Annotated in this window: 25 protein-coding genes; 12 read left to right on the top strand and 13 right to left on the bottom strand. The window is 60.7% G+C overall.

Features of this window, described 5'->3' with window-relative positions:
- Positions 1-310: 310 nt before the first annotated feature.
- From ACHZCU_RS14275 to lgt, 7 genes are all read right to left on the bottom strand, one after another.
- On the bottom strand, positions 311-952 hold the full coding sequence (locus ACHZCU_RS14275; protein ID WP_106311341.1) for a 50S ribosomal protein L25/general stress protein Ctc: 642 nt from the start codon (positions 950-952) through the stop codon (positions 311-313).
- Between the two features lie 214 nt (positions 953-1,166).
- The gene (locus ACHZCU_RS14280) at positions 1,167-2,099 is read right to left on the bottom strand and encodes a ribose-phosphate pyrophosphokinase (protein ID WP_106311344.1); all 933 of its coding nucleotides are present in this window, start codon (positions 2,097-2,099) and stop codon (positions 1,167-1,169) included.
- Positions 2,100-2,236: 137 nt separating this feature from the next.
- Positions 2,237-3,145 carry a hypothetical protein gene (locus ACHZCU_RS14285; RefSeq protein WP_319519301.1) on the bottom strand — a complete coding sequence of 303 codons (909 nt, stop codon included), beginning with the start codon at positions 3,143-3,145 and terminating at the stop codon, positions 2,237-2,239.
- A gap of 81 nt (positions 3,146-3,226) precedes the next feature.
- The gene (locus ACHZCU_RS14290; protein ID WP_106311350.1) at positions 3,227-4,378 is read right to left on the bottom strand and encodes a Xaa-Pro peptidase family protein; all 1,152 of its coding nucleotides are present in this window, start codon (positions 4,376-4,378) and stop codon (positions 3,227-3,229) included.
- 45 nt (positions 4,379-4,423) lie between these two features.
- Positions 4,424-5,242 carry a peptidoglycan editing factor PgeF gene (pgeF, locus tag ACHZCU_RS14295; protein ID WP_319519302.1) on the bottom strand — a complete coding sequence of 273 codons (819 nt, stop codon included), beginning with the start codon at positions 5,240-5,242 and terminating at the stop codon, positions 4,424-4,426.
- Positions 5,243-5,296: 54 nt separating this feature from the next.
- Complete coding sequence (locus tag ACHZCU_RS14300) at positions 5,297-6,397, bottom strand: class I SAM-dependent methyltransferase (protein WP_319519303.1); 1,101 nt, start codon at positions 6,395-6,397, stop codon at positions 5,297-5,299.
- A complete protein-coding gene (lgt, locus tag ACHZCU_RS14305) occupies positions 6,394-7,236 on the bottom strand; it encodes a prolipoprotein diacylglyceryl transferase (RefSeq protein ID WP_319519801.1) in 843 nt (280 codons plus the stop codon). Before lgt ends, ACHZCU_RS14300 begins: the two co-directional genes overlap by 4 nt.
- Positions 7,237-7,434: 198 nt before the next feature.
- On the opposite strand from lgt, the gene ACHZCU_RS14310 reads away from it, so the two are divergent.
- The 4 genes from ACHZCU_RS14310 (at position 7,435) to ACHZCU_RS14325 (ending at position 9,771) form a co-directional block, all read left to right on the top strand.
- A complete protein-coding gene (locus tag ACHZCU_RS14310) occupies positions 7,435-7,698 on the top strand; it encodes an accessory factor UbiK family protein (RefSeq protein WP_106311356.1) in 264 nt (87 codons plus the stop codon).
- 402 nt (positions 7,699-8,100) lie between these two features.
- The gene (locus tag ACHZCU_RS14315; protein WP_106311358.1) at positions 8,101-8,601 is read left to right on the top strand and encodes a YbjN domain-containing protein; all 501 of its coding nucleotides are present in this window, start codon (positions 8,101-8,103) and stop codon (positions 8,599-8,601) included.
- 1 nt (position 8,602) lies between these two features.
- Complete coding sequence (gene proC / locus ACHZCU_RS14320; RefSeq protein WP_319519304.1) at positions 8,603-9,424, top strand: pyrroline-5-carboxylate reductase; 822 nt, start codon at positions 8,603-8,605, stop codon at positions 9,422-9,424.
- A 5-nt stretch (positions 9,425-9,429) separates the two neighbouring features.
- The gene (locus ACHZCU_RS14325; protein ID WP_319519305.1) at positions 9,430-9,771 is read left to right on the top strand and encodes a tRNA-binding protein; all 342 of its coding nucleotides are present in this window, start codon (positions 9,430-9,432) and stop codon (positions 9,769-9,771) included.
- Positions 9,772-9,794: 23 nt separating this feature from the next.
- Here ACHZCU_RS14325 and ACHZCU_RS14330 read toward each other — a convergent pair whose 3' ends face one another.
- The 3 genes from ACHZCU_RS14330 to ACHZCU_RS14340 form a co-directional block, all read right to left on the bottom strand.
- Entirely contained in the window at positions 9,795-11,171 is a 1,377-nt protein-coding gene (locus ACHZCU_RS14330) for an ATP-binding protein (protein WP_394706121.1), read from the bottom strand.
- A gap of 72 nt (positions 11,172-11,243) precedes the next feature.
- On the bottom strand, positions 11,244-11,939 hold the full coding sequence (locus ACHZCU_RS14335) for a response regulator (protein ID WP_106311367.1): 696 nt from the start codon (positions 11,937-11,939) through the stop codon (positions 11,244-11,246).
- Entirely contained in the window at positions 11,936-12,436 is a 501-nt protein-coding gene (locus ACHZCU_RS14340) for a MarR family winged helix-turn-helix transcriptional regulator (RefSeq protein ID WP_227023791.1), read from the bottom strand. The genes ACHZCU_RS14335 and ACHZCU_RS14340 overlap by 4 nt, the downstream gene beginning before the upstream one ends.
- Before the next feature lie 171 nt (positions 12,437-12,607).
- Here ACHZCU_RS14340 and ACHZCU_RS14345 point away from each other — a divergent pair, with 171 nt between their 5' ends.
- Positions 12,608-13,255 carry an MBL fold metallo-hydrolase gene (locus tag ACHZCU_RS14345; RefSeq protein WP_106311373.1) on the top strand — a complete coding sequence of 216 codons (648 nt, stop codon included), beginning with the start codon at positions 12,608-12,610 and terminating at the stop codon, positions 13,253-13,255.
- Between the two features lie 8 nt (positions 13,256-13,263).
- Here the strand turns inward: ACHZCU_RS14345 and purN are convergent, their stop codons facing one another.
- Complete coding sequence (purN, locus tag ACHZCU_RS14350; protein ID WP_319519306.1) at positions 13,264-13,914, bottom strand: phosphoribosylglycinamide formyltransferase; 651 nt, start codon at positions 13,912-13,914, stop codon at positions 13,264-13,266.
- The gene (gene purM, locus ACHZCU_RS14355; RefSeq protein ID WP_319519307.1) at positions 13,911-14,984 is read right to left on the bottom strand and encodes a phosphoribosylformylglycinamidine cyclo-ligase; all 1,074 of its coding nucleotides are present in this window, start codon (positions 14,982-14,984) and stop codon (positions 13,911-13,913) included. Before purM ends, purN begins: the two co-directional genes overlap by 4 nt.
- Positions 14,985-15,295: 311 nt before the next feature.
- Here purM and ACHZCU_RS14360 point away from each other — a divergent pair, with 311 nt between their 5' ends.
- The 4 genes from ACHZCU_RS14360 to ppx all read left to right on the top strand — a co-directional run bounded on the left by ACHZCU_RS14360 (position 15,296) and on the right by ppx (position 21,044).
- Positions 15,296-16,423: an AI-2E family transporter gene (locus ACHZCU_RS14360; protein WP_319519308.1), complete on the top strand. Its 1,128-nt coding sequence runs from the start codon at positions 15,296-15,298 to the stop codon at positions 16,421-16,423.
- Positions 16,424-16,434: 11 nt separating this feature from the next.
- On the top strand, positions 16,435-17,118 hold the full coding sequence (hdaA, locus tag ACHZCU_RS14365; RefSeq protein ID WP_319519309.1) for a DnaA regulatory inactivator HdaA: 684 nt from the start codon (positions 16,435-16,437) through the stop codon (positions 17,116-17,118).
- Positions 17,119-17,325: 207 nt separating this feature from the next.
- Complete coding sequence (locus ACHZCU_RS14370; protein WP_106311387.1) at positions 17,326-19,512, top strand: RNA degradosome polyphosphate kinase; 2,187 nt, start codon at positions 17,326-17,328, stop codon at positions 19,510-19,512.
- Between the two features lie 11 nt (positions 19,513-19,523).
- A complete protein-coding gene (ppx, locus tag ACHZCU_RS14375; RefSeq protein WP_319519310.1) occupies positions 19,524-21,044 on the top strand; it encodes an exopolyphosphatase in 1,521 nt (506 codons plus the stop codon).
- A 21-nt stretch (positions 21,045-21,065) separates the two neighbouring features.
- On the opposite strand, the gene ACHZCU_RS14380 is transcribed toward ppx, so the two are convergent.
- Entirely contained in the window at positions 21,066-21,890 is an 825-nt protein-coding gene (locus ACHZCU_RS14380; protein WP_319519311.1) for an ion transporter, read from the bottom strand.
- A 204-nt stretch (positions 21,891-22,094) separates the two neighbouring features.
- Here ACHZCU_RS14380 and ACHZCU_RS14385 point away from each other — a divergent pair, with 204 nt between their 5' ends.
- The 3 genes from ACHZCU_RS14385 (at position 22,095) to ACHZCU_RS14395 (ending at position 24,925) form a co-directional block, all read left to right on the top strand.
- The gene (locus tag ACHZCU_RS14385; protein ID WP_319519312.1) at positions 22,095-22,904 is read left to right on the top strand and encodes an MBL fold metallo-hydrolase; all 810 of its coding nucleotides are present in this window, start codon (positions 22,095-22,097) and stop codon (positions 22,902-22,904) included.
- A gap of 123 nt (positions 22,905-23,027) precedes the next feature.
- Positions 23,028-23,777, top strand: a complete 750-nt coding sequence (locus tag ACHZCU_RS14390; RefSeq protein ID WP_319519313.1) for a YebC/PmpR family DNA-binding transcriptional regulator — start codon at positions 23,028-23,030, stop codon at positions 23,775-23,777.
- A gap of 26 nt (positions 23,778-23,803) precedes the next feature.
- The gene (locus tag ACHZCU_RS14395) at positions 23,804-24,925 is read left to right on the top strand and encodes a DUF1963 domain-containing protein (protein ID WP_319519314.1); all 1,122 of its coding nucleotides are present in this window, start codon (positions 23,804-23,806) and stop codon (positions 24,923-24,925) included.
- Positions 24,926-25,106: the final 181 nt, after the last annotated feature.

The raw sequence follows: 25,106 nt of genomic DNA on the forward strand, positions 1-25,106 counted from the left end.
AGGGCGATCATGATGTCTCTGCCGGATCGAAGCCTGATCATGTGACCGTACTTGGCCCCTTCTCCACGCTGTATCCCGATTTTGCGGATGATCCGGCGAATGCCGGATGAATGTAAGCTATGACTTCCGAATAACATGCATGTTTTTTAGCTGACCTGCAATAACAAACGCCTAATTCTTCTGGTTGTGCAGAAGGATCTTTACGTCCGATTCCGCCTGTATCGGAAGACAGGCAGTGCGACCAGCCCAAAAATGAAAAGCCACGGGTTTCCCCGCGGCTTTTCAGTTTCTGTCAGAGAACGGCAGCAGCTTATTCTTCTGCGCCGCCTTCTTCTTCGGTCGTTTCGGCGGCGTCTTCGGCTTCGTCCTGTTCGGACTTCATGCCGGCCGGCGCTGCGATCGTGGCGATGGTGAAGTCACGGTCGGAGATGACCGGCGTAACCTTCGCGGGCACGTCGACAGCGGAGATGTGGATCGACTCGCCAACTTCGACGTTTGCAAGATCAACCGTGATGCTGTCGGGAATGGCGTTTGCCGGGCAGTTGAATTCAACTTCATGGCGCACGATGTTCAGGACACCGCCCTGCTTGATGCCGGGGCAGATTTCATCGTTGATGAAGTGAACCGGAACGGCAACCGTAACGGTGCTCTTGGCCGAGATCCGCAGGAAGTCGACATGCATGACGAAGTCGCGGACGGGGTCGAGCTGGTAGTCCTTCGGCAGGACCATGTACTTGTCCTTGCCGACCTCGATCGTGAAGGTCGTGGTCATGAAGCCACCATCGAAGATGCGCTTGGTCACTTCCTTGCGAGAGACCGCGATCGAAACCGGGGCTTTCTTGTCGCCGTAAATGACGGCGGGCACCAGGCCGTTGCGGCGCAGTTCGCGGGAGGACCCCTTACCGACCCGTTCGCGCGCTTCGGCCGTGAGCAGAGAGCTATTGTCGCTCATGGCATTTCCTTTCAGGTTATGTGGAGCGTTTCGCCGGCATGTTTTCGCCTTTGAAACGGGAGGGGCAAGCCCTCATTCGCGCTGCCTCCAAGGGTGTCTGCGCGAACGTGGTGCCTATATAGGACGGACGGGCAAAAGGCAAGGCCGGAGCCTGCGCGATCAAGGCAACCGCACTGATCAACGGTAACGGTCGCCCTCGATGTGTCGATCTGGCCTAGTCGAAGAGGCTTGAGACCGACGATTCGTGGCTGGTCCGGTTGATCGCCTCGCCGATAAGGGCGGCTGTGGAGATGACGCGGATATTGCCCGAAGCGACCATCTCGCCGCGCGGCTGGATCGAGTCGGTGATCACCAGTTCCTCCAGCTTGGACGAGCCGATCCGCTGGACGGCCGCGCCGGAGAGAACGCCATGGGTGATGTAGGCGGTGACCGAAAGCGCGCCGTTGTTCAAAAGCGCCTCGGCCGCGTTGCACAGCGTGCCGCCGGAATCGATGATATCGTCGATCAGGATGCACTCCTTGCCCTCGACTTCACCGATGATGTTCATGACCTCGGATTCGCCGGGGCGTTCGCGCCGCTTGTCGACGATGGCCAGCAGACAGTCCAGCCGCTTGGCCAGCGCACGGGCGCGCACCACGCCGCCGACGTCGGGCGAAACCACCATGACATTGTCGAGATTGCGCCGCGCCTTGATATCGCGCGCAAGAATCGGCAGTGCATAAAGGTTGTCGGTCGGAATATCGAAGAAGCCCTGGATCTGACCGGCGTGCAGGTCAAGCGTCATCACACGGTTGGCGCCGGCCTGGGTGATCAGGTTGGCAACGAGCTTGGCCGAGATCGGCGTGCGCGGTCCGGGTTTGCGGTCCTGCCTGGCATAGCCGAAATAGGGGAGAACCGCCGTGATGCGCCGCGCCGACGAACGTCGGAATGCGTCGATCATGATCAGCAATTCCATCAGGTGGTCGTTGGTCGGGAAAGAGGTCGACTGGACGACAAAAACATCCTCGCCGCGCACATTTTCCTGAATTTCAACGAAAATTTCCTGATCGGCGAACCGCCTGACGCTCGCCTTGCCCATCGGGACATTGAGATAGTTGCAAATCGCTTCGGCAAGCTGTCGGTTGGAATTGCCTGCGAAAACTTTCATGTCATATCGCCCGTTGCGTCTGTCTGCCCGCTTTTTAACCGGCTTGCCTGTGAATGCAAGGCGGTTGTTACTGTCTTGTGACGGTTTCAACCGACTTTCCCGGATTCTCCTATGCCGAAAGTCCGATCCGGACCGTTTCAGCCCTGGCTGTCGAGCCAGGCAAGCAGGGAACCGACAGATTCCTGACCGATATCCGCCATCATCGCCGGCGTTACCCCGTCCCACGGGTCGCTGCCGGAAAAACCGGCATCCGGGGAGGGCGTGCTGCCCTGGATGCGATGGAGACGCAGGCCATCAGGGCCGATGACATCCCAGACATAAACCACGGAGACCCGGCCATCCTGATCAACGACGGAGAAATAGCCCTTGAGACTGATGTCGGCGGTGGTCTGATCCATCGGCACAATGGTCAGCCCGGCCGCGCGCACGCTGTCGCCAAGCCGGGCGGAAAGGGGCGCGAGCTTGTCCGACGGCGCGCCGATGATCGGCAGGAAGCGGATTGTCTGGGCTGCGGCAACAGCGGAGGCCGGCGGGGCAGAACTTGGTTGCGTCGTAGCAGGCTGCGCGGCGGCAGGCTGCGCCGCGGCCGGTTGAGTGGCGGCCGGTTGGGCGGCGATGGCCTGCTGTTGTACTGCCGTGGCCGACTGTGCAGCAGGGGCAAGCTGCTGTGGCGCGGTTTGCGCTGCGGCCGGCGCGGCCGTTGCGGCAACGGCCGCCTGCTGCGGCTGACCGAGCTGTTCGGCCTGCTGACCGAATGTGCTGGGCGGCCGGCCCCTTGCGGGCGTGGCATCGTAAGTCGTTGCGGCTTGCTGCTGATATGTTCCGCCGCCGGCCGGACTGCCGGAATATGTCGTTGTCGGCGGAGCAAGGTTCTGGCGGGCGACGTTGGTCTGCGGGGCGGCTGCGACAGGCGGCGGGTTCTGGGCGACCTGCGGCGAGGCCGAACCGACCGGCGCCGGCGGTGTGGACGTCAATGTCAGCACATCACTGGTGGAGCAGGCGGCAAGCAGGCCCGCAGCAACGAAAATGCTTGCCATCCGGAACATTTGATCACGCCCTTCCTTTGAAATCGTTCGCGATTTTCAGGAGTGAGCGCTGCGTTGTCAAACGGTGGGCGTGATCATGCTTTATTTTGTGTAAAGGTCGAGGCTGAGCCGCGAAAGCGGCCTGGGATCATCCTCGCCGGTCAGGTAGGTGCGACCGAGCGTCATTGCCGTACCGCTGTCGGAATCCATGAGGATAATGTGCACGAACAGCGACATCGAGGGCAGGATCGGGTTCGGATTTCCGGCGTGAAACATCTGGTGTTCCATCCATGACGGCGCGAACCGCGCGCCCAGTGAATAGCCGCACGCATTTAGCCGATGGCGGGAAAGGCCACGGTCATCCATGATTTCGGCGTGCTTGTCGAAAACGTCGCCGAAACTGTGTCCGGGCCGCAGCAGTTCTTCAATCGCCTCCAGCGCAGCCCGTCCGGCGCCGTAGAGCGCGTGGTGCCGGTCGCTTGGCTCCCCAACGACGACCGTGCGCATCGCCGCCACATGATAATGAGCCCAGACGCCGGCCCATTCGAGTGTGAGCTGATCGTTTTCCAAAAGCGTCTGGCGTCCCGATTTCGCGCGGCACAGAAGTGCGCTTTCGCCGGAACCGATGATGAAATTGTTGGCCGGATAATCACCGCCTCCCGAAAGCACCGCGCCCTGCATGGCAGACAGGATTTCGCCTTCATCGGCGCCCGGCCTGATCAGCGGCAGCGCTGCATCGAAGGCGTCGTCGCACAGTGTCGCAGCCTTTTCGATACAGGTGATCTCGGCCGGGCTTTTGATCAGGCGCAGATTGCTGACCAGATAGGAAGAGTCCTCAATCTGGCAGAAGCTGGAAAGCTGCTCGTCGAGCAGGTGGGCGGACCGTCCGGTCATGCCGTGGGTATCGTATTCGACGCCGATCCGGCAGCCGAGCAGGTCGAGATCGGCGAGCATTTCCTTCAGGTCCCGGCTCGGATCGGTCTGGCCGCGATCGACCCAGATGCGGATATCGCTGATATTCGATGTCTGGCGCGCCTGGCGAACATCGGCCGAACGGGTCAGAAGCGTCATCTTGCCGTCAGCGGTCACGGCAAGGCACTGGAAAAACACGAAGCCGAAGGTGTCATATCCCGTCAGCCAGTACATGCTTTCCTGCGCAAACAGCAGCACGGCATCGAGCTTCTTGGCCGCCATTGCGCTTTTCAGCCGCGTCAGCCTCTCGGCATATTCTTCGCTTTCAAAGATAAGCGCCATATCTGTCTCCCCGGGCGTGTGTGGCACGCTGTTGACGTGTGAAGCTCACCGAGCCCCAATCGAAATCGCCGAAATCTGCCGGCCGTAGTCCGGTTCGCCACGATGGGTGGCGCGGCGATAGGAAAAGAAATCCTGCTCGTTTTCATATGTACACTGTCCGACGATGTCATGGACAATGCCGGCACGGTCCAGTTTCAGGCCGATGAAGCCAGCAAGGTCGAAGAGCGCGTGACCCGCCGTTTCCGATGGTGCGAAGAACTGTGCAAATGCGCTGTCGGCTTGTGTAAAGCGTTCGATGAATTCCGGGCCGACTTCATAAGCCTTGCTGCCGATTGCCGGACCCAGGCTTGCAACAATCGCCTCACGTCGTGCGCCGAGCGCAATCATCGCGTCTGCGGTTGCCTCCAGTATGCCGGTGAAAGCGCCGCGCCAGCCGGCATGGGCCGCACCGATGACGCCGTTATCGGTATCGGCCAGCAATACCGGCCCGCAATCGGCCGTCAGGACACCGAGCACAAGCCCCGGCGTGCTGGTCACCAGACCATCAGCGCGCGGCCGGTCGCCGGTCAGGGGCCGGTCCACGGCGACCACATCGGCCGAATGGCACTGATGGAGGTTGATGAGGTTGTCGGCGTTCTCGCCAAACCATCCGGCCACCGCGGCGCGATTCGCTGCGACATTTTCAGTCCCGTCATCCGACCCCGCGCCACAGTTGAGGCTGTCGTAGATGCCGGTCGAGACACCGCCCCGGCGCGTGAAAAAGCCGTGACGGAAACCGGTTCCGGCAAGCCGCGCGCTCAAAAGCGGGCTTTGAACCGGGACAGGTTCAGCATGGGTTTCAGCTGTCCGGTCGGACTGGCGCATTGCAATTTCCTGGATCGTGTTTTGGCGGATGTTGGTGTGGGGCAGGTGTGGTTGTCAATCCTCGGCGTCAAACGGAATGAGCGCCAATGACGGGTGAGAAACGCACAATACCTTGAAAAGGTTACCCATTTCGTCAGCGCCTTCGCCTGCAAGCCGGCGGGCGGCCGCGACGATCTGCTGCTGGGTTTCGACACTCTTTCCCCGGCCGAGCTGCGAAGCACGGGGACCTAGGCCGAGACCGGCGAGAAAAGCGCCCTGCATCATCATCGGATGGACATGGGCGCCCTCGTGCTGCGCGGCAGCGGCAAGGGCTGCAAAATCAACATGGCTGGTGAGGTCTGCCTCGCCCGGATAGGCAAGCGGCGGATCGAAAACATGCTTGCGCACGGCCTGCAGGGTGTCGCCGAAACCGCTTTTCAGGTGGCCGTAATCGATGATCAGCGCGCTGCCGCCGCCGGTTTTCAGCCTTTCGGCAATGCGGGCCATCAGTGCTTCACGCGCCGGGGCCGGCTCGAAGATCGTGCCGTCGGCCTGTGCTTTCCAGTTGGCGGGAAGGGCGTCAGGATCAAGCCGGGCAGGGGAGACGCCGAAGGTGAGCGCGCCTTTGTCGTCAAGCGTCACCATGCGTTCGAAGAAACCGGTTCCCGCCTTGACGAACTGGCGCGTGGCGATGGCGTCGAATAGTTCATTGGCGACAAACAGGGTGAAGCCGTCGGGCACCTCGCCAATATCATCGATCCAGACGATCCGGTTGGTGTGGCGCGTAAGAGTGTCGGCCTGGCGCGCGCGCAGCGCCGGGCTGGTTTCCATCAGGGCTACCGAAAGCCCGTCATAGAGGCCGGGCGCCAATTGGGCGATGACGTTCAGAATATCCGCCATCATCGTGCCGCGTCCCGGCCCGCCCTCGATCAGCACGGTTTCCTCGGGGCGGCCGTGGCTTTGCCAGGCCTGAATCAGGAAGATGCCGACGAGTTCGCCGAAAAGCTGCGAGACTTCCGGCGCCGTGGTGAAATCGCCGCTACGGCCCAGCGGATCACGGTTGAGATAATAGCCGTATTCCGGATCGGCCAGGCAGAGGGTGAAATAGGTGCTGACCGGCATCGGCCCGCCGGTCTCGATCATTGTTTTGATCTTTTTGCCAAGCGGCGTGGTCACGATGGTCTGTCCGTGTCTGCGCGCCTTGCCATGCGGCCGGAATACCAGATGCCCCACAGCCCGGCGAGCAGCATCGGAAGCGACAGCACCATGCCCATGGTCAGCCAACCGCCGAAGAGATAGCCAAGCTGCGGGTCGGGTTCGCGGAAGAATTCCACGAAGATGCGCGACAGGGCATAGAGGCAGATGAAGATACTGCCCGTCAGCCCCGGGCGCTTCAGCGTGTGGAAAAACTGCGTGGCGATGAACAGGATGATGAGCGTGACAAGACCCTCAAGGCCCGCCTCGTAAAGCTGGCTCGGGTGACGCGGCAGCGCCCCGGCGCCGGGAAACACCATGGCCCATGGCACATCGCTCACCCGGCCCCAAAGCTCGCCATTGATGAAATTGGCGATGCGGCCGAAAAACAGGCCGATCGGGGTCACGGTCGCCATCAGGTCGAGCAGCGACCAGGTGTTGATGGCGTGTTTGCGCGAGAAGACGATCATGACCGTGATCATGCCGATCAGCCCGCCGTGGAACGACATGCCGCCATCCCAGACCTTGAAGACCATCAGCGGATTGGAAAGAAAAGCGTCGGGGACGTAGAACAGCATGTAGCCGAGCCGTCCGCCAACGACGATGCCCAGAACGGACCAGGTGATGAAATCGTCAAGCCGCGCCAGCGTCATCGGCTGCTTGCCGGCGGGCCAGAGCCGTTCTTTTTTCAGCAGCCAGCGTGCATAAAGCCAGCCGAGCAGAATGCCCGCGACATAGGCAAGCCCGTACCAGTGAACCTGCAACGGTCCGAGACGAAGCGCCACCGGATCTATAGCCGGATAAGGCATGGAGGCAAGCATGATATGGTCTGGCAGCAAGGTCTGAATTCCTCTATGGTCGGCGGGAAGATGGCGACATAATGCGGCCCGGTCAAGTTCGTCCGCGGTGCCGCTTCATGTACATTGTTTGCAGCCGGGCTTGCGCCTTTGCGACGGCTTCACTAACTCATGGGCAGGCACCGGCACGGTGCGCCCCGCATTGCGACAGGAGAAACCGACATGACATCCGGCACCACGCGCATCCTCGACGATCTGGCGAAACTGATGACCGATGCCGCAGGCTCGGTTCAAAGCGCGAGCAAGGACCTTGAAACCGCAGTCAAGGCGCAGGTGGAGCGCTGGCTAAACAGCATGGACGTGGTCCAGCGCGAAGAATTCAACGCCGTGCGTGAGATGGCGATCAAGGCGCGCGACGAAAACGACGAGCTGCGCGCGCGCATCGATGCGCTCGAGGCACAGCTGAAAGAAAAGGCCGGCGAATAACCGCCGCCTCGAAAAATCGGAATACAAATATGTAAGGCAGGTCTCCGCGAGGCCTGCTTTTTTCGTTTGCGGGAAGCACGTTGTTGCCCGAAACCGGTCCGGTAAGGTTCCCGAAGGCCGCTTGAAGCTTTTCGGCAAGACTTTCACCAAAAAAAATCCCGCCTGTGGACATGGTTAAAAAAGGCAATTCGCAGAATCATTTAGGTCATGGCTCTGAATCATTTTCGTAACGCGAAAATGACAGATCACGGGAAAGCGGCATGCGGGGGGCTGGTGTTGGCGAATACGCATTATACACTGATTTTAATAGATGATTCGAAATAGAGCCCGGTGCGTGCAACGCGGGGAGGCCGGTATCGCAACTGGCCGAAGCCGGTGGGCGGTACTCGGAAAAGGTGGTTTATGGGTCTTGGTCTTTTGGAAATTGAACGTTTGAACAATCCGGTCGACATGATCGAGTTCGTGGCATCCACGAATGACTGGAGTTTCGAGCGTTCCGGCGAGGACGAGATCGCGATGACGGTCGGTGGCCGTTGGGCCGACTATCACGTCTCGTTTTCATGGATGAGCCAGCATGAGGCGCTGCATCTTGCCTGCGCCTTCGACCTGCGCGTGCCCGACCACAGGGTGACCGAACTTGTGCGCCTGCTGTCGCGCGTCAATTCCCAGGTGCTGATGGGCCATTTCGATTTCTGGCCGCATGAAAATGTCGTCGTCTTCCGTCATTCGCTGCTTCTGGCAGGCGGCGCCGAGCCCACCAACCAGCAGGTCGAGGGCACGCTGTCGAACGGGCTTGATGTGTGCGAGAATTATTTTCAGGCCTTCCAGTTCGTCGTCTGGTCCGGCATGTCGGCCGAAGACGCCATGAAGGCAGTGTTGTTCGAAACGGTTGGAGAGGCCTGATATGGCGGATCTCGGCGAAATCGAAGGACTGGTTCTGGTCGGCGCCGGCAATATGGGCGGCGCAATGCTGTCCGGCTGGGTTGCCGGCGGGGTGCCGCGTGAGGCGATCACGGTGATCGACCCGAACCCCTCCAACAATATCAAGAGCCTTCTGGACCGCAGCGGCATCCGCCATGCGGTCGCGCCGCCGGACAATATCAAGGCGAAGATCCTCATTCTCGCGGTCAAGCCGCAGGTCATGTATGCGGTGCTCGACACGATTATCCCGATAATCGATGACGATACGCTGGTGATCTCCGTTGCCGCCGGCAAGACGCTCGCCTATTTCGAGGAACGTCTCGGTCAGCACGCCATGATCCGCACGATCCCGAATACGCCGTCCATGGTCGGACGCGGCGTCATCGGCGCCTTTGCCAACAGCCTTGTCACAGCATCTGCGCGGGAAAAGGCGGATATGCTGCTTTCCGCTGTCGGTCAGGTCGAGTGGGTTGAAAAGGAAGCCGATATCGACGCCGTGACGGCGGTTTCGGGCAGCGGGCCTGCCTATGTCTTCTATCTGGTTGAGTGCATGGCAGAGGCCGGGCGCAAGCTCGGGCTTGATGAAGATCTCGCCATGCGGCTTGCGCGCGGTACGGTGATCGGCGCAGGCGCGCTGATGGACGGATCTGAGGATGAGGCCGGAACGCTGCGCAAGAACGTGACGTCTCCCGGCGGAACCACTGCGGCGGCCCTTGAGCATTTGATGGCCGAAGACGGCCTGCAGCCGGTCTTCGATCAAGCGCTGGAGGCCGCCTGCAAACGCTCCCGCGAACTGGCAGGCTGAAGACAATGACGGACGAGATTGCATTCGATGATTTCCTGAAGGTGGATATCCGCGCGGGCACGATCGTCGAGGCGGAGACCTTTCCCGAGGCGCGCAAACCCGCCTACAAGCTGAAGATCGATTTCGGGCCGGACATCGGCCTCAAAAAGTCGTCCGCCCAGATCACGGTGCACTATACGCCGGAAACACTGGTCGGCAGGCAGGTGATGGCGGTTGTCAATTTTCCGCCGCGCCAGATCGGCCCGTTCCGCTCGGAAGTGCTGACCCTCGGCATGGCCGATGAAAATGGCGACGTCGTTCTGGCCGCAATCGGCAAACCGGTCGAAAACGGCGCAAGGCTGCACTGACGCCTGATCAGCACTGACATCTATCAGCACGGAATGTGAATGGTTGCCCGCAATCCGCCAAGCGGGCTATCCGACAGCACCACATTGCCGCCATGGGAACGGGCGATGTCGCGTGCAATCGCCAGCCCGAGGCCGGTTCCAGACGAATCGAGATTGCGCGCGTTGTCGAGCCTGAGGAACGGCTTGAACACGTCTTCGCGCATGTCCTCGGCAATGCCCGGCCCGTCATCGTCAAAGGAGACTGACAGCCATTTCTCGCCGTGTTCGGCGGTGATTTCCAGGCGATTGGCATGACGTTTGGCGTTTGATGCCAGATTGGCCACCAGCCGGGCAAAGGCATTGGGGCGCACCGTGACCGCATCCTCGCCGATAATCGTGTAGTGCAGCGTCTTGCCGGACAGCTCGAAATCCTCCTGCTGGCGTTTGAACAGGGCGGAAAGGCTTGCCGTGCCGGTCGTCTCCTCCGCGTCGCCGCGGGCAAAGTCGATGTAGCCCTCCAGCATTTTCTGCATTTCCTCGATATCCTGATTGAGCGCGTCAACCTCCGCACTGTCGCCGATCAGGGCGAGCTGCAGCTTGAAGCGTGTCAGGATGGTGCGCAGATCGTGGCTGACGCCGTTGAGCATGGTGGTGCGCTGTTCGATCTGCCGCTCAATGCGCTCGCGCATCAGGATAAAGGCAAGACCGGCCCGCCGGATTTCGATGGCGCCGCGCGGCTTGAACGGCATGGATGAGCGATGTCCCTTGCCGAAATCCTCAGCCGCCTGTGCCAGGCTCAGGATCGGGCGGGTCTGTCCCCGCAGGAACAGCGTGGCGATGCCGATCAGCACCAGCGAGGTGCCGACCATCCACAGGATGAAGATGTGGGTATTCGACGCATAGGTCATGGAACGCCGAGCAAAAATCCTGAGAATGCCTTCATCCAGCTTGATGCGGATTTCCACGAAACGCGAATTGCCCAGCGTATCGATCCAGAAGGGGCGGCCGATCTTGTCTGAAATGAGCTCGGCCAGCACCTGGTCCAGAAGGCCGAAAAACGGTTTCGGCAGCGGCGGCGGCAGTTTGCCGTCGGGCTCCAGGGCGACGCGAAGTCCCATGTCGCGCGCCGCAATCGATATGATCTCGTCCTCGTAATCGGGGTCTGTTGTGTCGATGAGGTCGATGATGGCCGCAATGTCACCGGTCACGGCGTCGGAGAGCCGCTCCGTCACCATCTGCCAGTGGCGCTCCATGAATACCGCGGCGACGACGGCCTGAAGCAGCAGCATCGGGATGATGCTGATCAGCAGGGAACGCGCGAAAAAGCCGCGCGGCAGGCGGTGATGGGTCCAGCGGGCAACGGTGTTGTAGGCCCCGCACAGCTGCCGCAGGCCGGGCAGTCCTGCAATGGCGCGAAACACCTTGCGCACCCCTCCGGCGGCTTGGTTGCAGGCATTCGTCAGGCTTTGGCGCAATTGTCTCAACGACACACCCTAATCCCGGTTCAGCCGGTAGCCGATGCCGCGCACGGTCTGCAGATAGCGCGGATTTGCCGGATCGCTCTCGATCTTGCGTCTGAGCCTGTTGATCTGCACATCGATCGTGCGTTCGTTGATCTCCGCGTCGGAACTGACAAGGTCATAGCGGGCAACGGTTTCGCCGGCCTTTTCCGTCAGCATGGTCATGATGTCCTGTTCGCGTTCGGTCAGGCGGATCGGCGTGGCGCCCTTTTTCAGTTCGCGGCGGGACAGCGAGAAGGTGTAGGGGCCAAACATGATCTGTTCGATCGCCGGTGTCTTGGGCGTCTGGGAACGGCGCAGGATATTGCTGATTCTCAGGAGCAGTTCGCGTGGTTCGAACGGCTTGGCGAGATAGTCGTCCGCGCCGGCTTCGAGCCCTTCAATCCGGGCGTCGGCTTCCGCTTTCGCGGTCAGCAGCAGCACCGGAACCGGGCGGATCTTGCTCAGGTCCCGGGTCAGTGACACGCCGTCTTCGCCGGGCATCATCACATCGAGCACGAGCAGGTCGAAATCCAGCCCCTCGAGTTTGCGCCGCGCCTCGGCCGCATCGCCGGCGGTTGAAACGCGGTAGCCCTGTTCGCCGAGATAGCGCTTCAAAAGCGTGCGGATGCGGGTGTCGTCATCGACGATCAGCAGGTGAGGGGCGTCGTCTGCAACTTTTGGGGTCATGAATTGGCTCCGTTGCCGGAGGACAGCGCGCCGCACAGATCGGTGGGATCGCTGTTGCACATGCGCGCCAGAAAGTGCTTTACGGCGCTGCGCTCGTTCTCCGGAAGGTCTTTCAGGGCTTCGGCAATGCGTTCGAGCTGCGGTGACAGCAGTTCCTGACGCAGGCTTTCCCCCTTTGGGCTCAGGGACAGGCGGCGCTGGCGGCGATCCTCCGGGCCGGTGGTCTGGCGCACATAGCCGCCGTCGATCAGCTGTTTGAGAACGCGGGCGAGGCTTTGCTTGGTAATACCCAGCGTGTCGAGCAGGTCGGCAACACTCATGCCCGGACGGCTGCCGACGAAGTGCACCACCCGGTGATGGGCACGGCCAAAGCCGATCTCATCCAGGATCGCGTCGGGATCCGAAGTGAAATCGCGATAGGCAAAGAACAGAAGCTCGACGATTTCGAACTCCTCCTCGCTGTTTCGGGTCGGGTTGGAAAACACGTCCGCTGTTATCGCTTCACTCTTCGGCACTGAGGCTTACATCCTTTCGCCGTTTTGCATTTCCCGGGGGCGGGGGTTTGCAATCAAAACAAGTCTGACATAGGTGTTGCAATAGATTTAGAGCGGTTCCTTGTGAAATGGAAGCCGCACCGGCGGATCGAAAACGGGAGCGAAGATAATAGCATGGCACAGCTTCAGGCCGGAATCATCCCCGTCACCCCGCTTCAGCAGAACTGCACGGTGCTGTTCGATCTGGAAAGCCGCGAGGGCGTTCTGGTCGATCCCGGCGGCGATGCCGAAGTGATCATCCAGACAATCGAGGAAAACGGCATCAAGCTGTCGGCGATCTGGCTGACCCATGGTCATCTCGATCACGCCGGCGGCGCGATGGACATGAAGGAGCAGCTCGGCCTCGAAATCATCGGTCCGCACGAGGATGATCGGCCGATTCTGGAATCCATCGAGGAAAGCGCGGAAAAATTCGGAATGACCGGAATGGTGCGCAATGCCTATCCGGACCGGTTTCTGACGGAAGGCGAAACACTGACATTCGGCGAGCATGAATTCGAGGTGTTCCACACGCCCGGCCACGCGCCGGGGCATGTGATCTTCTTCAACCGGCGCCAGAAATTCGCGCATGTCGGCGATGTTCTGTTCCACGGCTCGATCGGCCGCACCGACCTGCCCGGTGGCGATCATCAGACGCTTTTGAACTCGATCCGCACCAAGGTCCTGCCGCTCGGCGATGATGTCGGCTTCATCTGCGGTCATGGCCCCGGCGGCCGTATCGGTGAGGAACGGCGCACCAACCCCTTCATTCAGGGGCTGTAGGACGCGTTTTAGCTGACAACGATCGTCTGTTCGGGGGCGGAGCCGGCATTTTCGGCAAACACGGCCTGACCGTTTTCCATACGCACATCGCCGGCGGCGAGGCGGCGCAGGGCTGCGGGGTAAAGCCGGTGCTCGACGGTCAGTATCCGTGCGGCAAGCGCTGCGGCATCGTCACCGGGCTGAACCGGCACGGCCGCCTGGCCGATAATCGGGCCTTCATCCATGCCTTCGGTCACAAAATGCACGGTGCATCCTGCGATCCGCATGCCGGCGTCGATGGCGCGCTGGTGGGTATTCAGCCCGGGAAACAGCGGCAGCAGCGAAGGATGGATATTGATGATGCGCCCTTCATAGGCGCGGATGAAATCTGCCGAGAGCAGCCGCATGAAACCGGCAAGACAGATGAAATCGGGGCGCACATCGGCAAGGACATCCAGCATCGCCTGTTCATGGGCGCTCTTGCTGTCATGATCCTTGCGGGCAAGCGCATAGGCCGGAATGCCAAGCGCGCGGGCCTTGTCCAGCCCCTTCGCATCCGGCTTGTCGGCGATCACGGCAACGATTTTTGCCGGGAAGTCATCCGCCTGTGCGGCCTCGGCGAGCCTGACCATGTTCGAGCCGCTTCCCGAGATGAAAACGGCGACACGTTTCTTCGTCATAGGTTGATCATGCCCTTGTAGACCGTGCCGTCCATGCCGTCTTCGCGCGTGACAATGCGGCCGAGTGCAAAGGCGGTTTCGCCTTCGCGCGTCAGAACCTCGAGAACGGCCTCAAGATCGTCCGCCTTGCACACGCCGATCATGCCGACGCCGCAGTTGAAGGTGCGCATCATTTCTGCCGGCGCCACGCCGCCTGCACGCGCCAGCCAGGAAAACACCGGCGGCACGGATATCGCCGCGAGATCGATTTCTGCCGACAGCGTTTTCGGCAGGACGCGCGGAATGTTTTCCGGAAAGCCGCCGCCGGTGATGTGGGCCAGCGCCTTGACCGCACCGGTTTCGCGGATGGCGGCCAGCAGCGGCTTCACATAGATGCGGGTCGGCTCCAGCAATGCCTCGCCCAGCGTCTTGCCGGGGGCAAAGGGGGCGGCGGCCTGCCAGCCGAGACTGTTCATCTCGGCAACGCGGCGCACCAGCGAAAAGCCGTTGGAATGAACGCCGGAAGAGGCAAGGCCGAAAATCACATCGCCTTGCTCGAGGTTTGCCGCCGGCAGAAGCGTGCCGCGCTCGGCCGCGCCGACAGCGAAACCGGCGAGATCGTAGTCGCCCTTGGAATACATGCCCGGCATTTCCGCCGTCTCGCCGCCGATCAGCGCGCAGCCCGCCTGGCGGCAGCCCTCGGCGATCCCTTCTACAATCGTTGCGCCTTCGTCCGGGTCGAGCGCGCCGGTGGCAAAATAATCGAGGAAGAACAGAGGCTCGGCGCCCTGCACGACGAGATCGTTGACGCACATGGCCACAAGGTCGATGCCGACGGTGTCATGCTTGCCCGCTTCAATCGCGATCTTCAGCTTGGTGCCCACGCCGTCATTGGCGGCAACCAGAACCGGATCGGAAAAGCCCGCTGCCTTCAGATCGAAAAGGCCGCCGAAACCGCCGATCTCGCTGTCGGCGCCGGAACGCCGTGTCGATTTGACGGCCGGTTTGATCTTTTCGACCAGAAGGTTGCCGGCATCGATATCAACGCCGGCATCGGAATAGGTCAGTCCGTTTCTGCGGGTCTCGCTCATGGGAAATCCTCGTGCAAAATTCAGATGTGGGCATTGCACGGGTTGTGATCCGATGCAAGCGCGAAGGCCGAAAGCCCCTGTTGATGTCGACAATAAAGCCCGCCGGCGCCTTCCACAGTGGGTTTGAAAGCCTGTTTGCGGACGGTGGATATCGGGGAGTGCCGCTTGAACCGGCATTCTTGAGACTTGACGGTGAACACGCAATAGCCAACAAACAAGGCGTGCCGACGGATTTTCCGGGCCCAAGCCTTTCAACAGAACCGGCAATCGTTTCTAAAACCGGAAGCGTGCCTGCGACGGGAGTGTGGTGAATGACAGGACGCATCAGCGGGGCAGGCCTTCGCAGACAGGTGATCTTCTGGCTCCTGTTCGCCGCCTTCGTGGCGCTCTTCCTTTATGTGTTCCGCAGCATTCTCCTGCCGTTCGTGGCGGGCATGGCGCTGGCCTATTTCCTGGACCCGATTGCCGACCGTCTGGAAAAGTTCGGTTTGAACCGGCTGTGGGCGACGACGGCGATCATGCTGACCTTCCTCATCGTGGTGATTGCGGTCTTGCTGCTGTTCATTCCGCTGCTCGTCTCGCAGGCTTCCGATGTCGTCCAGCAGTTTCCGAAATATATCGCGGCGCTGGAACATTATGTGCAGACGACGCAGCTCAGCAAGCTGGTCGACTGGGCGAACGGTCAGCTGACCGACCTCAGCGAGAATGTCGGCAAGATGCTTTCAAGCGGCGCCTCGATTGCCGGTTCGCTTTTCGGCAGCCTGTGGAACTCGTCGATGGCCGTGGTCAACGTCGTCTCCTTCGTGGTGCTGGCGCCGGTGATCGCTTTCTACCTGCTGCTGGACTGGGACCGGATGATTGCCAAGGTCGACCAGTGGATCCCGCGTGCCCAGGTCGATGACGTGCGCTACCTTGCGCGCGAGATCAACGGCGTGATTTCCGGCTTCGTGCGCGGGCAGGGGTCGCTCTGCCTGATCCTCGGTATCTATTATGCCGTCGCACTCAGCCTGGCGGGTCTCAATTTCGGTGCCCTGATCGGGCTTTTCGCCGGCTTTGTCAGCTTTATTCCCTATCTCGGTTCGACATCGGGGCTGGTGTTGTCGATGGGCGTTGCGATCTTCCAGTTCTGGCCGGATTTCTGGATGATCGCGCTGGTGTTCGGCATTTACCTGTTCGGCCAGTTTCTCGAAGGCAATATCCTGCAGCCGAAACTTGTCGGCGGCAGCGTCCGGCTTCATCCCGTCTGGCTGATGTTCGCCCTGTTTGCCTTCAGCGTGCTGTTCGGCTTTGTCGGCCTGCTTGTGGCCGTGCCGGTGGCCGCTGCCGTCGGTGTTCTCGTGCGCTTTGCCATCGACCGTTATCTCACCAGCGATCTTTATTGGGACGGTGTTGAGCACGATACGGAAAAGCCCGCGCCGGTTCAGGAAGAAGAAAGCTGAGCACACACGCCGTGACGAAAGAGACCGACACCCTGCAATTGCCGCTCGCACTCGGCCATGATCCCGCTGCCGACCGGGAACACCTGCTGGTTTCCGCATCGATCGCGCCTGCCGTCGATCTGGTCGACCGCTGGCCCGAATGGCGTGCGCCGGTCACCGTGCTGAGCGGACCGGCAGGCTCCGGCAAGAGCCATCTTTCGGCAATCTGGAAGGGGATGAGCGAGGCGCATGACGTTACCGACAATCTGCGCGCCGGTCGGCCCATTCCCTATCGTCAGGGCGCTTTTCTTTTTGAAGACGCCGATCGCGCCGAATTCGACCAGACCGCACTTTTTCACCTCATCAATACGGTGCGCCAGAACAGCGGAAGCCTTCTGATTACCGCGCGCTCGGCGCCCGGCCTGTGGGATGTCACACTGGCCGACCTTCGCTCCCGGCTTCAGGCGGCTACGCTCGTCGAAATCGGCGCGCCGGATGACGCCTTGCTCCAGCAGGTCATCGTCAAACTGTTTTCGGACCGGCAGCTGGAGGTCGATCAGCGGGTCGTTACCTATCTCGTCTCGCGCATGGAGCGGTCGCTCGATGCCGCCTGCCGGATTGTCGATCAGATCGACAGGCTGGCGCTGGCGCGGGGACGCCGGATCACGCGGGCGCTGGCCGCCGAAGTTCTCACCGCGCGTGAAAATGCCGTTTAGAGCATTTCAGTCTGAAACGCTCTAGTGAGCGGTTCACCGGTTTGTGTATCGAATTCTCATCGCCTGCTTGCAAGCACCAATAATCTGCGCAAGTCTGACGTCGTGTCACAGTTTCGTTGCCAAATTCAGATAGTTCGGCAACCGGGGCGTTGTTGCCGGTGTGATGCGCTGCCGTGTTGTGGCCAATGAGAGGGAAAAACGGAAACCATGGAAAACCTGTCTTCACGTGTGGATGATATGACCGAACTCGAGGGCGCCGAAGATCTGGCAAACAGCCCGGCGCGCTTCATCAACCGTGAGTTTTCCTGGCTGCAGTTCAATCGCCGCGTGCTCGAGGAAACGCTGAACCCGGCGCATCCGCTTCTGGAACGCGTACGCTTCCTGTCGATTTCGGCGGCCAATCTGGACGAATTCTTCATGGTGCGCGTTGCCGGTCTGGAAGGGCAGGTGCGCCAGGGCGTGACCATGCTTTCCGCCGATGGCAAGACGCCGGCCGAGCAGCTTTCCGACATTCTGCGCGAGATCGACAATCTGCAGATGGAGCAGCAGGCCGCCCTTGCCGTGCTCCAGCAATATATGACCAATGAGGGCATTGCGATCGTGCGTCCGTCGGTACTGACGGAAGAAGACCGCGCATGGCTGACCAACGAATTCGAACGTGGCATTTTCCCGGTTCTCACCCCGCTTTCCATCGATCCGGCGCATCCGTTCCCGTTCATTCCCAATCTTGGGTTTTCCATGGGGCTTCAGCTCGTCAGCCGTCACGGCCGTGAACCGATGAATGCGCTTTTGCGCCTGCCGCCGTCGATGAACCGTTTTGTACGCATGCCCGATCTCGACGGGATGATCCGTTATATCACCATGGAAGATGTGATCGGCCTGTTCATCCACCGGCTTTATCCGGGTTATGAGGTGCAGGGCCACGGCACGTTCCGCGTCATCCGCGACAGTGATATCGAGCTTGAGGAAGAAGCCGAGGATCTGGTGCGCTACTTCGAAACGGCGCTGAAACAGCGCCGGCGCGGCTCTGTCATCCGGATCGAGACCGACTCGGAAATGCCGGCGTCGCTGCGCCATTTCGTGATCCACGAACTTGGCGTTCCCGAAGACCGCGTGGCCGTGCTGCCGGGGCTTCTGGCGCTCAACACGCTTTCGGAAATCACCAAGGCGCCGCGTCCCGACCTGTTGTTCAAATCCTTCAATCCGCGCTTTCCCGAGCGCGTGCGCGAGCATGTCGGCGACAGTTTCGCAGCGATCCGCGAGAAGGATTTCGTCGTCCATCATCCCTACGAATCCTTCGATGTCGTGGTCCAGTTCCTGATCCAGGCCGCCCGCGATCCGAATGTGCTCGCCATCAAGCAGACGCTTTACCGCACCTCGAACGACAGCCCGATCGTGCGCGCTTTGATCGACGCGGCGGAGGCCGGCAAATCGGTGACCGCGCTTGTGGAACTGAAGGCGCGGTTTGACGAGGAAGCCAATATTCGCTGGGCGCGCGATCTCGAACGCGCCGGCGTGCAGGTGGTCTTCGGTTTCATCGAACTGAAGACTCATGCGAAGCTTTCCATGGTGGTGCGTCGTGAAGACGGCAATCTCAGGACCTATTGCCACATGGGAACCGGCAATTATCATCCGATCACCGCCAAGATTTACACCGATCTGTCCTACTTCACCTGCGATCCGCAGATCGCCCACGATGTGGCGGAAGTGTTCAATTTCATCACCGGTTACGGCGAGCTTGAGCAGAACATGAAGCTTGCCGTTTCGCCGCGCACCATGCGTTCGCGCATCCTTCAGCATATCGAGGATGAGATCGAGCATGTGAAGAACGGTCTGCCGGGCGCGATCTGGATGAAGATGAATTCGCTTGTCGATCCCAAGATCATCGATGCGCTCTACCGGGCAAGCGGCGAGGGCGTGCAGGTCGATCTCGTGGTCCGTGGCATCTGCTGCCTGCGCCCCCAGGTGCCGGGCCTTTCGGAGAATATCCGGGTCAAGTCGATCGTCGGCCGTTTCCTGGAACACTCCCGCATCTACTGTTTCGGCAATGGCCACGGTCTGCCGTCGGAGAATGCCCATGTCTATGTCGGCTCGGCCGATCTGATGCCGCGCAATCTCGACCGGCGGGTGGAAACCATCGTGCCGCTGACCAACCCGACCGTGCATGAGCAGGTGCTTTCACAGATCATGCTTGGCAATATCATTGACAACCAGCAGAGCTACGAGATACTGCCCGACGGAACCTCACGACGGGTGGAGCCGCGCGAGGGCGAGGAACCGTTCAACGCGCAGGAGTATTTCATGACCAATCCGAGCCTTTCGGGCCGCGGTGAAGCTTTGAAATCAAGTGCGCCAAAGCTCATCGCCGGGCTTTTGTCCGGCCACAATAACTAAGCCGGTATTTTATGGTCGAATCAGAAGCACAGGGGCGCCTTCCGGGCATAAACCCTGTCTCCGTGGTCGATATCGGGTCAAACTCGGTTCGTATCGTTATTTACGAGGGCCTGTCGCGTGCGCCGACAGTACTCTTCAACGAAAAGGTCCTCTGTGGCCTCGGGCGTGGTATTGCCGCAACCGGCAGGATGAGTGACGAGGGCGTCGAGCGCGCCTTGCGCGCGCTCAAACGTTTCAAGGCGCTTGCCGAACAGGCGCGTTCGGTCACCATGCATGTGCTGGCGACGGCAGCCGCCCGCGAGGCCGAGAACGGCCCGGCATTTATCGAAGCGGCGGAAGACATTCTCGGCATGGAAATCCGCGTGCTGACTGGCCGCGAAGAAGCGCTTTATTCCGCCTACGGCATCATCAGCGGCTTTTACCAGCCCGATGGTATCGCCGGCGACCTTGGCGGCGGTTCGCTGGAACTCATCGACATCAAGGACAAGACCTATGGCGACGGCATCACCCTGCCGCTCGGCGGTATCCGGCTTTCCGAACTGTCCGAGGGGTCGCTGAGCAAGGCCCGCAATTTTGCCAAGAAGCAGGTCAAGAAGGTCAGCTTTCTCGAAAAGGGCCGCGGCCGGACCTTTTATGCGGTCGGCGGCACCTGGCGTAATATCGCCCGCCTGCACATGGAAATGACCGGTTATCCGCTGACCATGATGCAGGGCTATGAGCTGAGCTTCGACGAGATGATGAGTTTCCTCGACCGGATTGGCGAGGACGAGGACCAGAAAGACGACGCGTGGCAGGCGGTCTCCAAGAACCGCCGCATGCTGCTGCCTTTCGGCGCCATCGCCATGCGCGAGGTGCTGAGCATCATGCAGCCGAAGTCGATCTGCTTTTCCGCGCAAGGGGTGCGCGAGGGGCTGCTTTATTCACTGCTGAGCGCCGATGACCAGCAGCAGGACCCGCTTCTGGTTGCCTCAAGGCAGCTTGCGCTGCTGCGGGCGCGCTCGCCCAAACACGCCACCGAGATTGCCGCCTGGACCGGTCTGATGCTGCGCCGTTTCGGTGTCGAGGAAACCCCGGAAGAAGCGCGCTACCGTCAGGCGGCCTGTCTTCTGGCTGATATCAGCTGGCGTGCGCATCCGGATTTTCGTGGTCCCCAGTCGCTGAACGTGATCGCCCACTCGTCGGTCACCGGCATTACCCATCCCGGCCGCGCCTTTATCGCGCTTGCAAACTATTATCGCTTCGAGGGCCTGCGCGACGACGACCATACCAATGGTCTCGGCACCATTGCCACGCCGGAACTGCTCGACAGGGCAAAATTGCTCGGCGGCCTGCTCCGCGTTGCCTATCTGTTTTCGGCCTCAATGCCCGGCATTGTCGGCGCGCTGGACTTCCTGCCCGGCAAGAACGACGATGTCGATCTCGAACTGGTGGTGCCGGCGCAATATGCCGATTTCATCGGCGAACGCGTCGAGGGCCGCCTGCAGCAGCTTTCCAAACTAACCGGCAAGAATCTGGCGATTGCCACGGTCTAGAGATAAGCGGCGCTCCCATTGTCAGGATCGGTGGGCGCTGTAGCCGTCTTCTGGCTGCTGATCCTGTTTCAGCGAAGCCACCTCCTGCCGCAGCGCCTTCAGCTCTGAAAGGATCAGCTGCATTTCCGGTTGCCTTGCCTGGCGGTTTTCCTCCAGCAGTTCCTGCTCGTGCTCCTTCTGCATGGCCGAGACGATGATACCGATGAAGAGGTTGAGCACGGTAAAGGCCGTGGAGAGGATGAACGGCACGAAGAACAGCCAGGCATTGGGATAGACATCCATGACCGGGCGGACGATGCCCATCGACCAGCTTTCCAGCGTCATGATCTGGAACAGCGAATAGATTGTCGCCCCCAGCGAGCCGAACCATTCGGGAAAGGCCTCGCCGTAGAGCCGGGTGGCGATCACGGCGAAGATGTAGAACACCAGCGCCATCAGCACGATGATCGAGCCCATGCCGGGCAGTGCGGCCACAAGGCCGCCGATCACGCGCCTGAGCGAGGGGATCATCGACAACAGTCTCAGCGCACGCAGAATGCGCAGCGCGCGCAACACCTGAAGCGGACCGCTGGCCGGCAGAAGGCTGATCGCCACGATTGAAAAATCGAACAGGCTCCAGGGATCGCGGAAGAAACGCAGCCTGTGGGCATAAAGGCGCAGCGCAATTTCGACGACAAAGATGGCGAGCACGATCCGGTCGAAGAAACGCAGTACCGGCCCTGCGAAGCTCTGCATCACGGTTTCGGATGTTTCAAACCCCAGCGTGATCGCGTTGATGATGATGACCGTCAGGATAAAGGCCTCCCAGTTCCGGGAAGCCGTCAAAGCCAGTACCTTGTCACGCATCTCGTCTCAATCTCCGCTTGGGTCACCTTCGGCAAACGAAATGGGGATGGTTCGCGAGAAAGCAAGAGTTGCCGGCATGGCAACATCAAAGCCGCGTTGCGGCCGTCTTCACGAATCTGTGAATGTCTTTGGCGGGTGCTTTCATGGACCTTTCGGCGGTTCTCCCGCACACTGGTGCCATCCTCAAAACCCGGGGGAATGGCAATGCTTCGTCAATTCGCGATGCTCGTTCCTGCAATTCTGATGCTCGTGGGCGCGGGCGCGGCTGCGCAAACGCGCCCGCCGGTCAGCCAGTGCCAGGCGATTGCGCAGCGCCTGCCGGATGTGAAATTCGCAAGCTTCGTGCCCGTTGCCTATGAGGCGCCGGAGGTAACGATCACCTTCATCGGCCATTCCACCTATCTGATCGAAACGCCTGCCGGGGTCCGGATTGCGACCGACTATTCCGGTTTTCTGCTGCCCGGCGGCCCGCCGGATGTCGCCACCATGAACAAGGCCCACCAAAGCCATTTCACGCTGACGCCGGATCCGAACATCGGCATGGTTCTGCATGGCTGGGGTGACGTGCCGGGCGAGGCGGCAGACCACGACGTGATTGTCGGCGATACCTACATCCGAAACGTCACCACCGATATTCGGGCCTGGGGCAGTTTCGAGGAAGACGGCAATTCGATTTTCATCTTCGAAGTGGCGGGCCTGTGCATCGGGCACCTTGGCCATTTGCATCACGAACTGACCGATACTCACATCATGGAGATCGGCAGGCTTGATGTGGTCATGGTGCCCGTGGATGGCGGGCTGACGCTGGGGGCCGAAAGCATGGGCAACGTGATCGAGCGGCTTTATTCCTCGATCGTGCTGCCCATGCACCGCACCGGTCCGCGTGTGAGAAGCTTCGCGGATATGATGGGCGAGGGATTCGAGGTGGTCTATTCCGACAGTCGCTCGCTGACGGTGTCTCTCCGGACCTTGTCGAGCCCGCCGAAGATCATTCTGCTGGAAGGCGTCTGGTAGGATTTGTCCGGCTCTCTTCGCGGTCTGCCGATCGCTCACGCTCTTGGGCTTGAACAGAAAGCCTCACGCCCTTATAAGGCGCCCATTCTATCCTTTGAACGATAAAGAGACAGGGCGGAGCTCATGGCGGGCCATTCACAGTTCAAAAACATCATGCATCGCAAGGGCCGGCAGGATGCGGTGCGTTCGAAAATGTTCTCCAAGCTGGCGCGCGAAATCACTGTCGCTGCCAAGATGGGCACGCCCGATCCCGACATGAACCCGCGTCTCAGGCTGGCGATCCAGAACGCCAAGGCGCAGTCGATGCCGAAGGACAATATCGAGCGTGCGGTCAAGAAGGCAGCCGGCGGCGATGCCGAGAACTATGATGAAGTTCGCTACGAAGGTTACGGCCCCGGCGGCGTTGCCGTTATTGTCGAGGCGCTTTCGGATAACCGCAATCGCACAGCCTCCAACGTCCGCTCGATCTTTACCAAGGCCGGTGGCGCGCTTGGCGAAACCGGATCGGTCGCCTTCTCCTTCGATCACGTCGGCGAAATCGTCTACACGCCGGAAGCCGGTGATGCGGACACCATCATGGAAGCTGCGATCGAAGCCGGCGCCGATGACGTCGTTTCCGACGACGAGGACGGCCACACGATCTACTGCGCCTTCGAGGACATCAACGAGGTTTCCTCCGCTCTGGAAAAGGCGCTCGGCGAAGCCGACAGCGTCAAGGCCATCTGGAAGCCGCAGAACACCATCCCCGTCGACGAAGACCGCGCAACATCACTGATGCGCCTCATCGAAAACCTCGAAGACGATGACGACGTGCAGAACGTCTACTCGAACTTCGAAGTCGATGACGAGGTCATGGCCAAGCTCTCGGCCTGAGTTCCGTCACGCAGGTGTGAGGGGCAATGGCCGGGCTGACGCGCAGATCGTTTCTGGCGGCCGGCTTTTCGGCTATGGCCGCCGCGTCTGTTCGGGCTGACGTGCCGGGTCCGCCGGGGCCATATTATCCCACGCTTGCCGCTCTCAAGGATTCGCTTGCCGATTACGGCGTTGGCTGGTTCGACCGTCGCGCGCTGGCCAAGCTGGCGCGCCCGACGACGATGTTTACGTCCAAGGGGATGCCCGACAGCGCCATTGCCATCGGGAAAACCAAGATCGGCGGCGCGCCCGATGTGCCGCCGCAGTTCGACTGGCCGATGCGCGGCGTATCCTCGGCTGGACTGGGCGAGGTGAAAATCCTCAGGCAACTGGCGCAGGAGCATCCGGAATATCGTCTTGATGACGAGATTGCCCGAAAACAGGCGCTGGCAAGCCGGCCCGCGCCGCTTGCTTTCCTGATGCAGATCGATCTGGCCGAGGCGGCAAAAGCGGGGCCGATGGACCCGGATATTCCCCAAAACGGCCGGCTTCTCCTCTTTTTCGATTTCGTGTTCCGGCCCTGGTTCGGCGAACAGCAGGACGAAAAATCCTTCCGCCTCATCTATCTCGAAGACGATGCTGGCCCGCTTCAACGCCAGCCGACGCCGGACCTTGGTCTGTCGCTCTGGGGCGAGATGCTGACCGGGGATGCGCCGCAAACCGATGCGGAACGGCTTCAGGCCCAGCAACTCCCGCCAGCCCGCCTGACATCCGTTTTTTCCTATACGCTTCCCGGTGGCGGCACCTATCCGATGATGACGCGCTGGCCGTGGCCAGATGTCGCCCCGCATCAGGCCTGGCTTGATGCCCAGACCGCGTTGGCGGAGGCCGGGAGCCAGCTTTTTGGTTGGCCCGAATACGTCCAGTCCGATCCCGGCATCGACCTCGGGGCGGACGACACCCATGTGAACCTGCCGCACAATAGCCTGTTCATCCCGACGATCCGCGCAATGCCGGGTCCGATCACGAACTGGATACCGCTGGTGTCCGTCCTCGGTTATGACAGCGACTTTATCGATTTCAACGGCGGTTACTACGTGATGATCCGCCGCACCGATTTGCGCCGGCGCGACTTCTCCAAAGCCGTGATTGTCTACCAGACCGATTAGTGCCCTGGCCGGACCGTTTGTGCCGGGAAGCGGAACTGGACCGCACCATGTTTACAAGTCGATGATTGTGCGTATTGCAACAATTGACATCTTCTGATTGTGTGACGCCCATTACTGGTTGTTATGGTGCGGGGAAATGCCTTCTTTTGTCAAAAGATATGGCTGCGTCCTCTTCGTTGTT

Source organism: uncultured Martelella sp., from assembly GCF_963677965.2.
Lineage (GTDB): Bacteria > Pseudomonadota > Alphaproteobacteria > Rhizobiales > Rhizobiaceae > Martelella > Martelella mangrovi.

Coding starts and splice junctions, on each gene's coding strand:
- ACHZCU_RS14275 (WP_106311341.1), bottom strand. CDS start 952: ATGAGCGACAATAGCTCTCTGCTCACGGCCGAAGCGCGCGAACGGGTC.
- ACHZCU_RS14280 (WP_106311344.1), bottom strand. CDS start 2,099: ATGAAAGTTTTCGCAGGCAATTCCAACCGACAGCTTGCCGAAGCGATT.
- ACHZCU_RS14285 (WP_319519301.1), bottom strand. CDS start 3,145: ATGTTCCGGATGGCAAGCATTTTCGTTGCTGCGGGCCTGCTTGCCGCC.
- ACHZCU_RS14290 (WP_106311350.1), bottom strand. CDS start 4,378: ATGGCGCTTATCTTTGAAAGCGAAGAATATGCCGAGAGGCTGACGCGG.
- pgeF (WP_319519302.1), bottom strand. CDS start 5,242: ATGCGCCAGTCCGACCGGACAGCTGAAACCCATGCTGAACCTGTCCCG.
- lgt (WP_319519801.1), bottom strand. CDS start 7,236: ATGCTTGCCTCCATGCCTTATCCGGCTATAGATCCGGTGGCGCTTCGT.
- ACHZCU_RS14310 (WP_106311356.1), top strand. CDS start 7,435: ATGACATCCGGCACCACGCGCATCCTCGACGATCTGGCGAAACTGATG.
- ACHZCU_RS14315 (WP_106311358.1), top strand. CDS start 8,101: ATGGGTCTTGGTCTTTTGGAAATTGAACGTTTGAACAATCCGGTCGAC.
- proC (WP_319519304.1), top strand. CDS start 8,603: ATGGCGGATCTCGGCGAAATCGAAGGACTGGTTCTGGTCGGCGCCGGC.
- ACHZCU_RS14325 (WP_319519305.1), top strand. CDS start 9,430: ATGACGGACGAGATTGCATTCGATGATTTCCTGAAGGTGGATATCCGC.
- ACHZCU_RS14335 (WP_106311367.1), bottom strand. CDS start 11,939: ATGACCCCAAAAGTTGCAGACGACGCCCCTCACCTGCTGATCGTCGAT.
- ACHZCU_RS14345 (WP_106311373.1), top strand. CDS start 12,608: ATGGCACAGCTTCAGGCCGGAATCATCCCCGTCACCCCGCTTCAGCAG.
- purN (WP_319519306.1), bottom strand. CDS start 13,914: ATGACGAAGAAACGTGTCGCCGTTTTCATCTCGGGAAGCGGCTCGAAC.
- purM (WP_319519307.1), bottom strand. CDS start 14,984: ATGAGCGAGACCCGCAGAAACGGACTGACCTATTCCGATGCCGGCGTT.
- ACHZCU_RS14360 (WP_319519308.1), top strand. CDS start 15,296: ATGACAGGACGCATCAGCGGGGCAGGCCTTCGCAGACAGGTGATCTTC.
- ACHZCU_RS14370 (WP_106311387.1), top strand. CDS start 17,326: ATGGAAAACCTGTCTTCACGTGTGGATGATATGACCGAACTCGAGGGC.
- ppx (WP_319519310.1), top strand. CDS start 19,524: ATGGTCGAATCAGAAGCACAGGGGCGCCTTCCGGGCATAAACCCTGTC.
- ACHZCU_RS14380 (WP_319519311.1), bottom strand. CDS start 21,890: ATGCGTGACAAGGTACTGGCTTTGACGGCTTCCCGGAACTGGGAGGCC.
- ACHZCU_RS14385 (WP_319519312.1), top strand. CDS start 22,095: ATGCTTCGTCAATTCGCGATGCTCGTTCCTGCAATTCTGATGCTCGTG.
- ACHZCU_RS14390 (WP_319519313.1), top strand. CDS start 23,028: ATGGCGGGCCATTCACAGTTCAAAAACATCATGCATCGCAAGGGCCGG.
- ACHZCU_RS14395 (WP_319519314.1), top strand. CDS start 23,804: ATGGCCGGGCTGACGCGCAGATCGTTTCTGGCGGCCGGCTTTTCGGCT.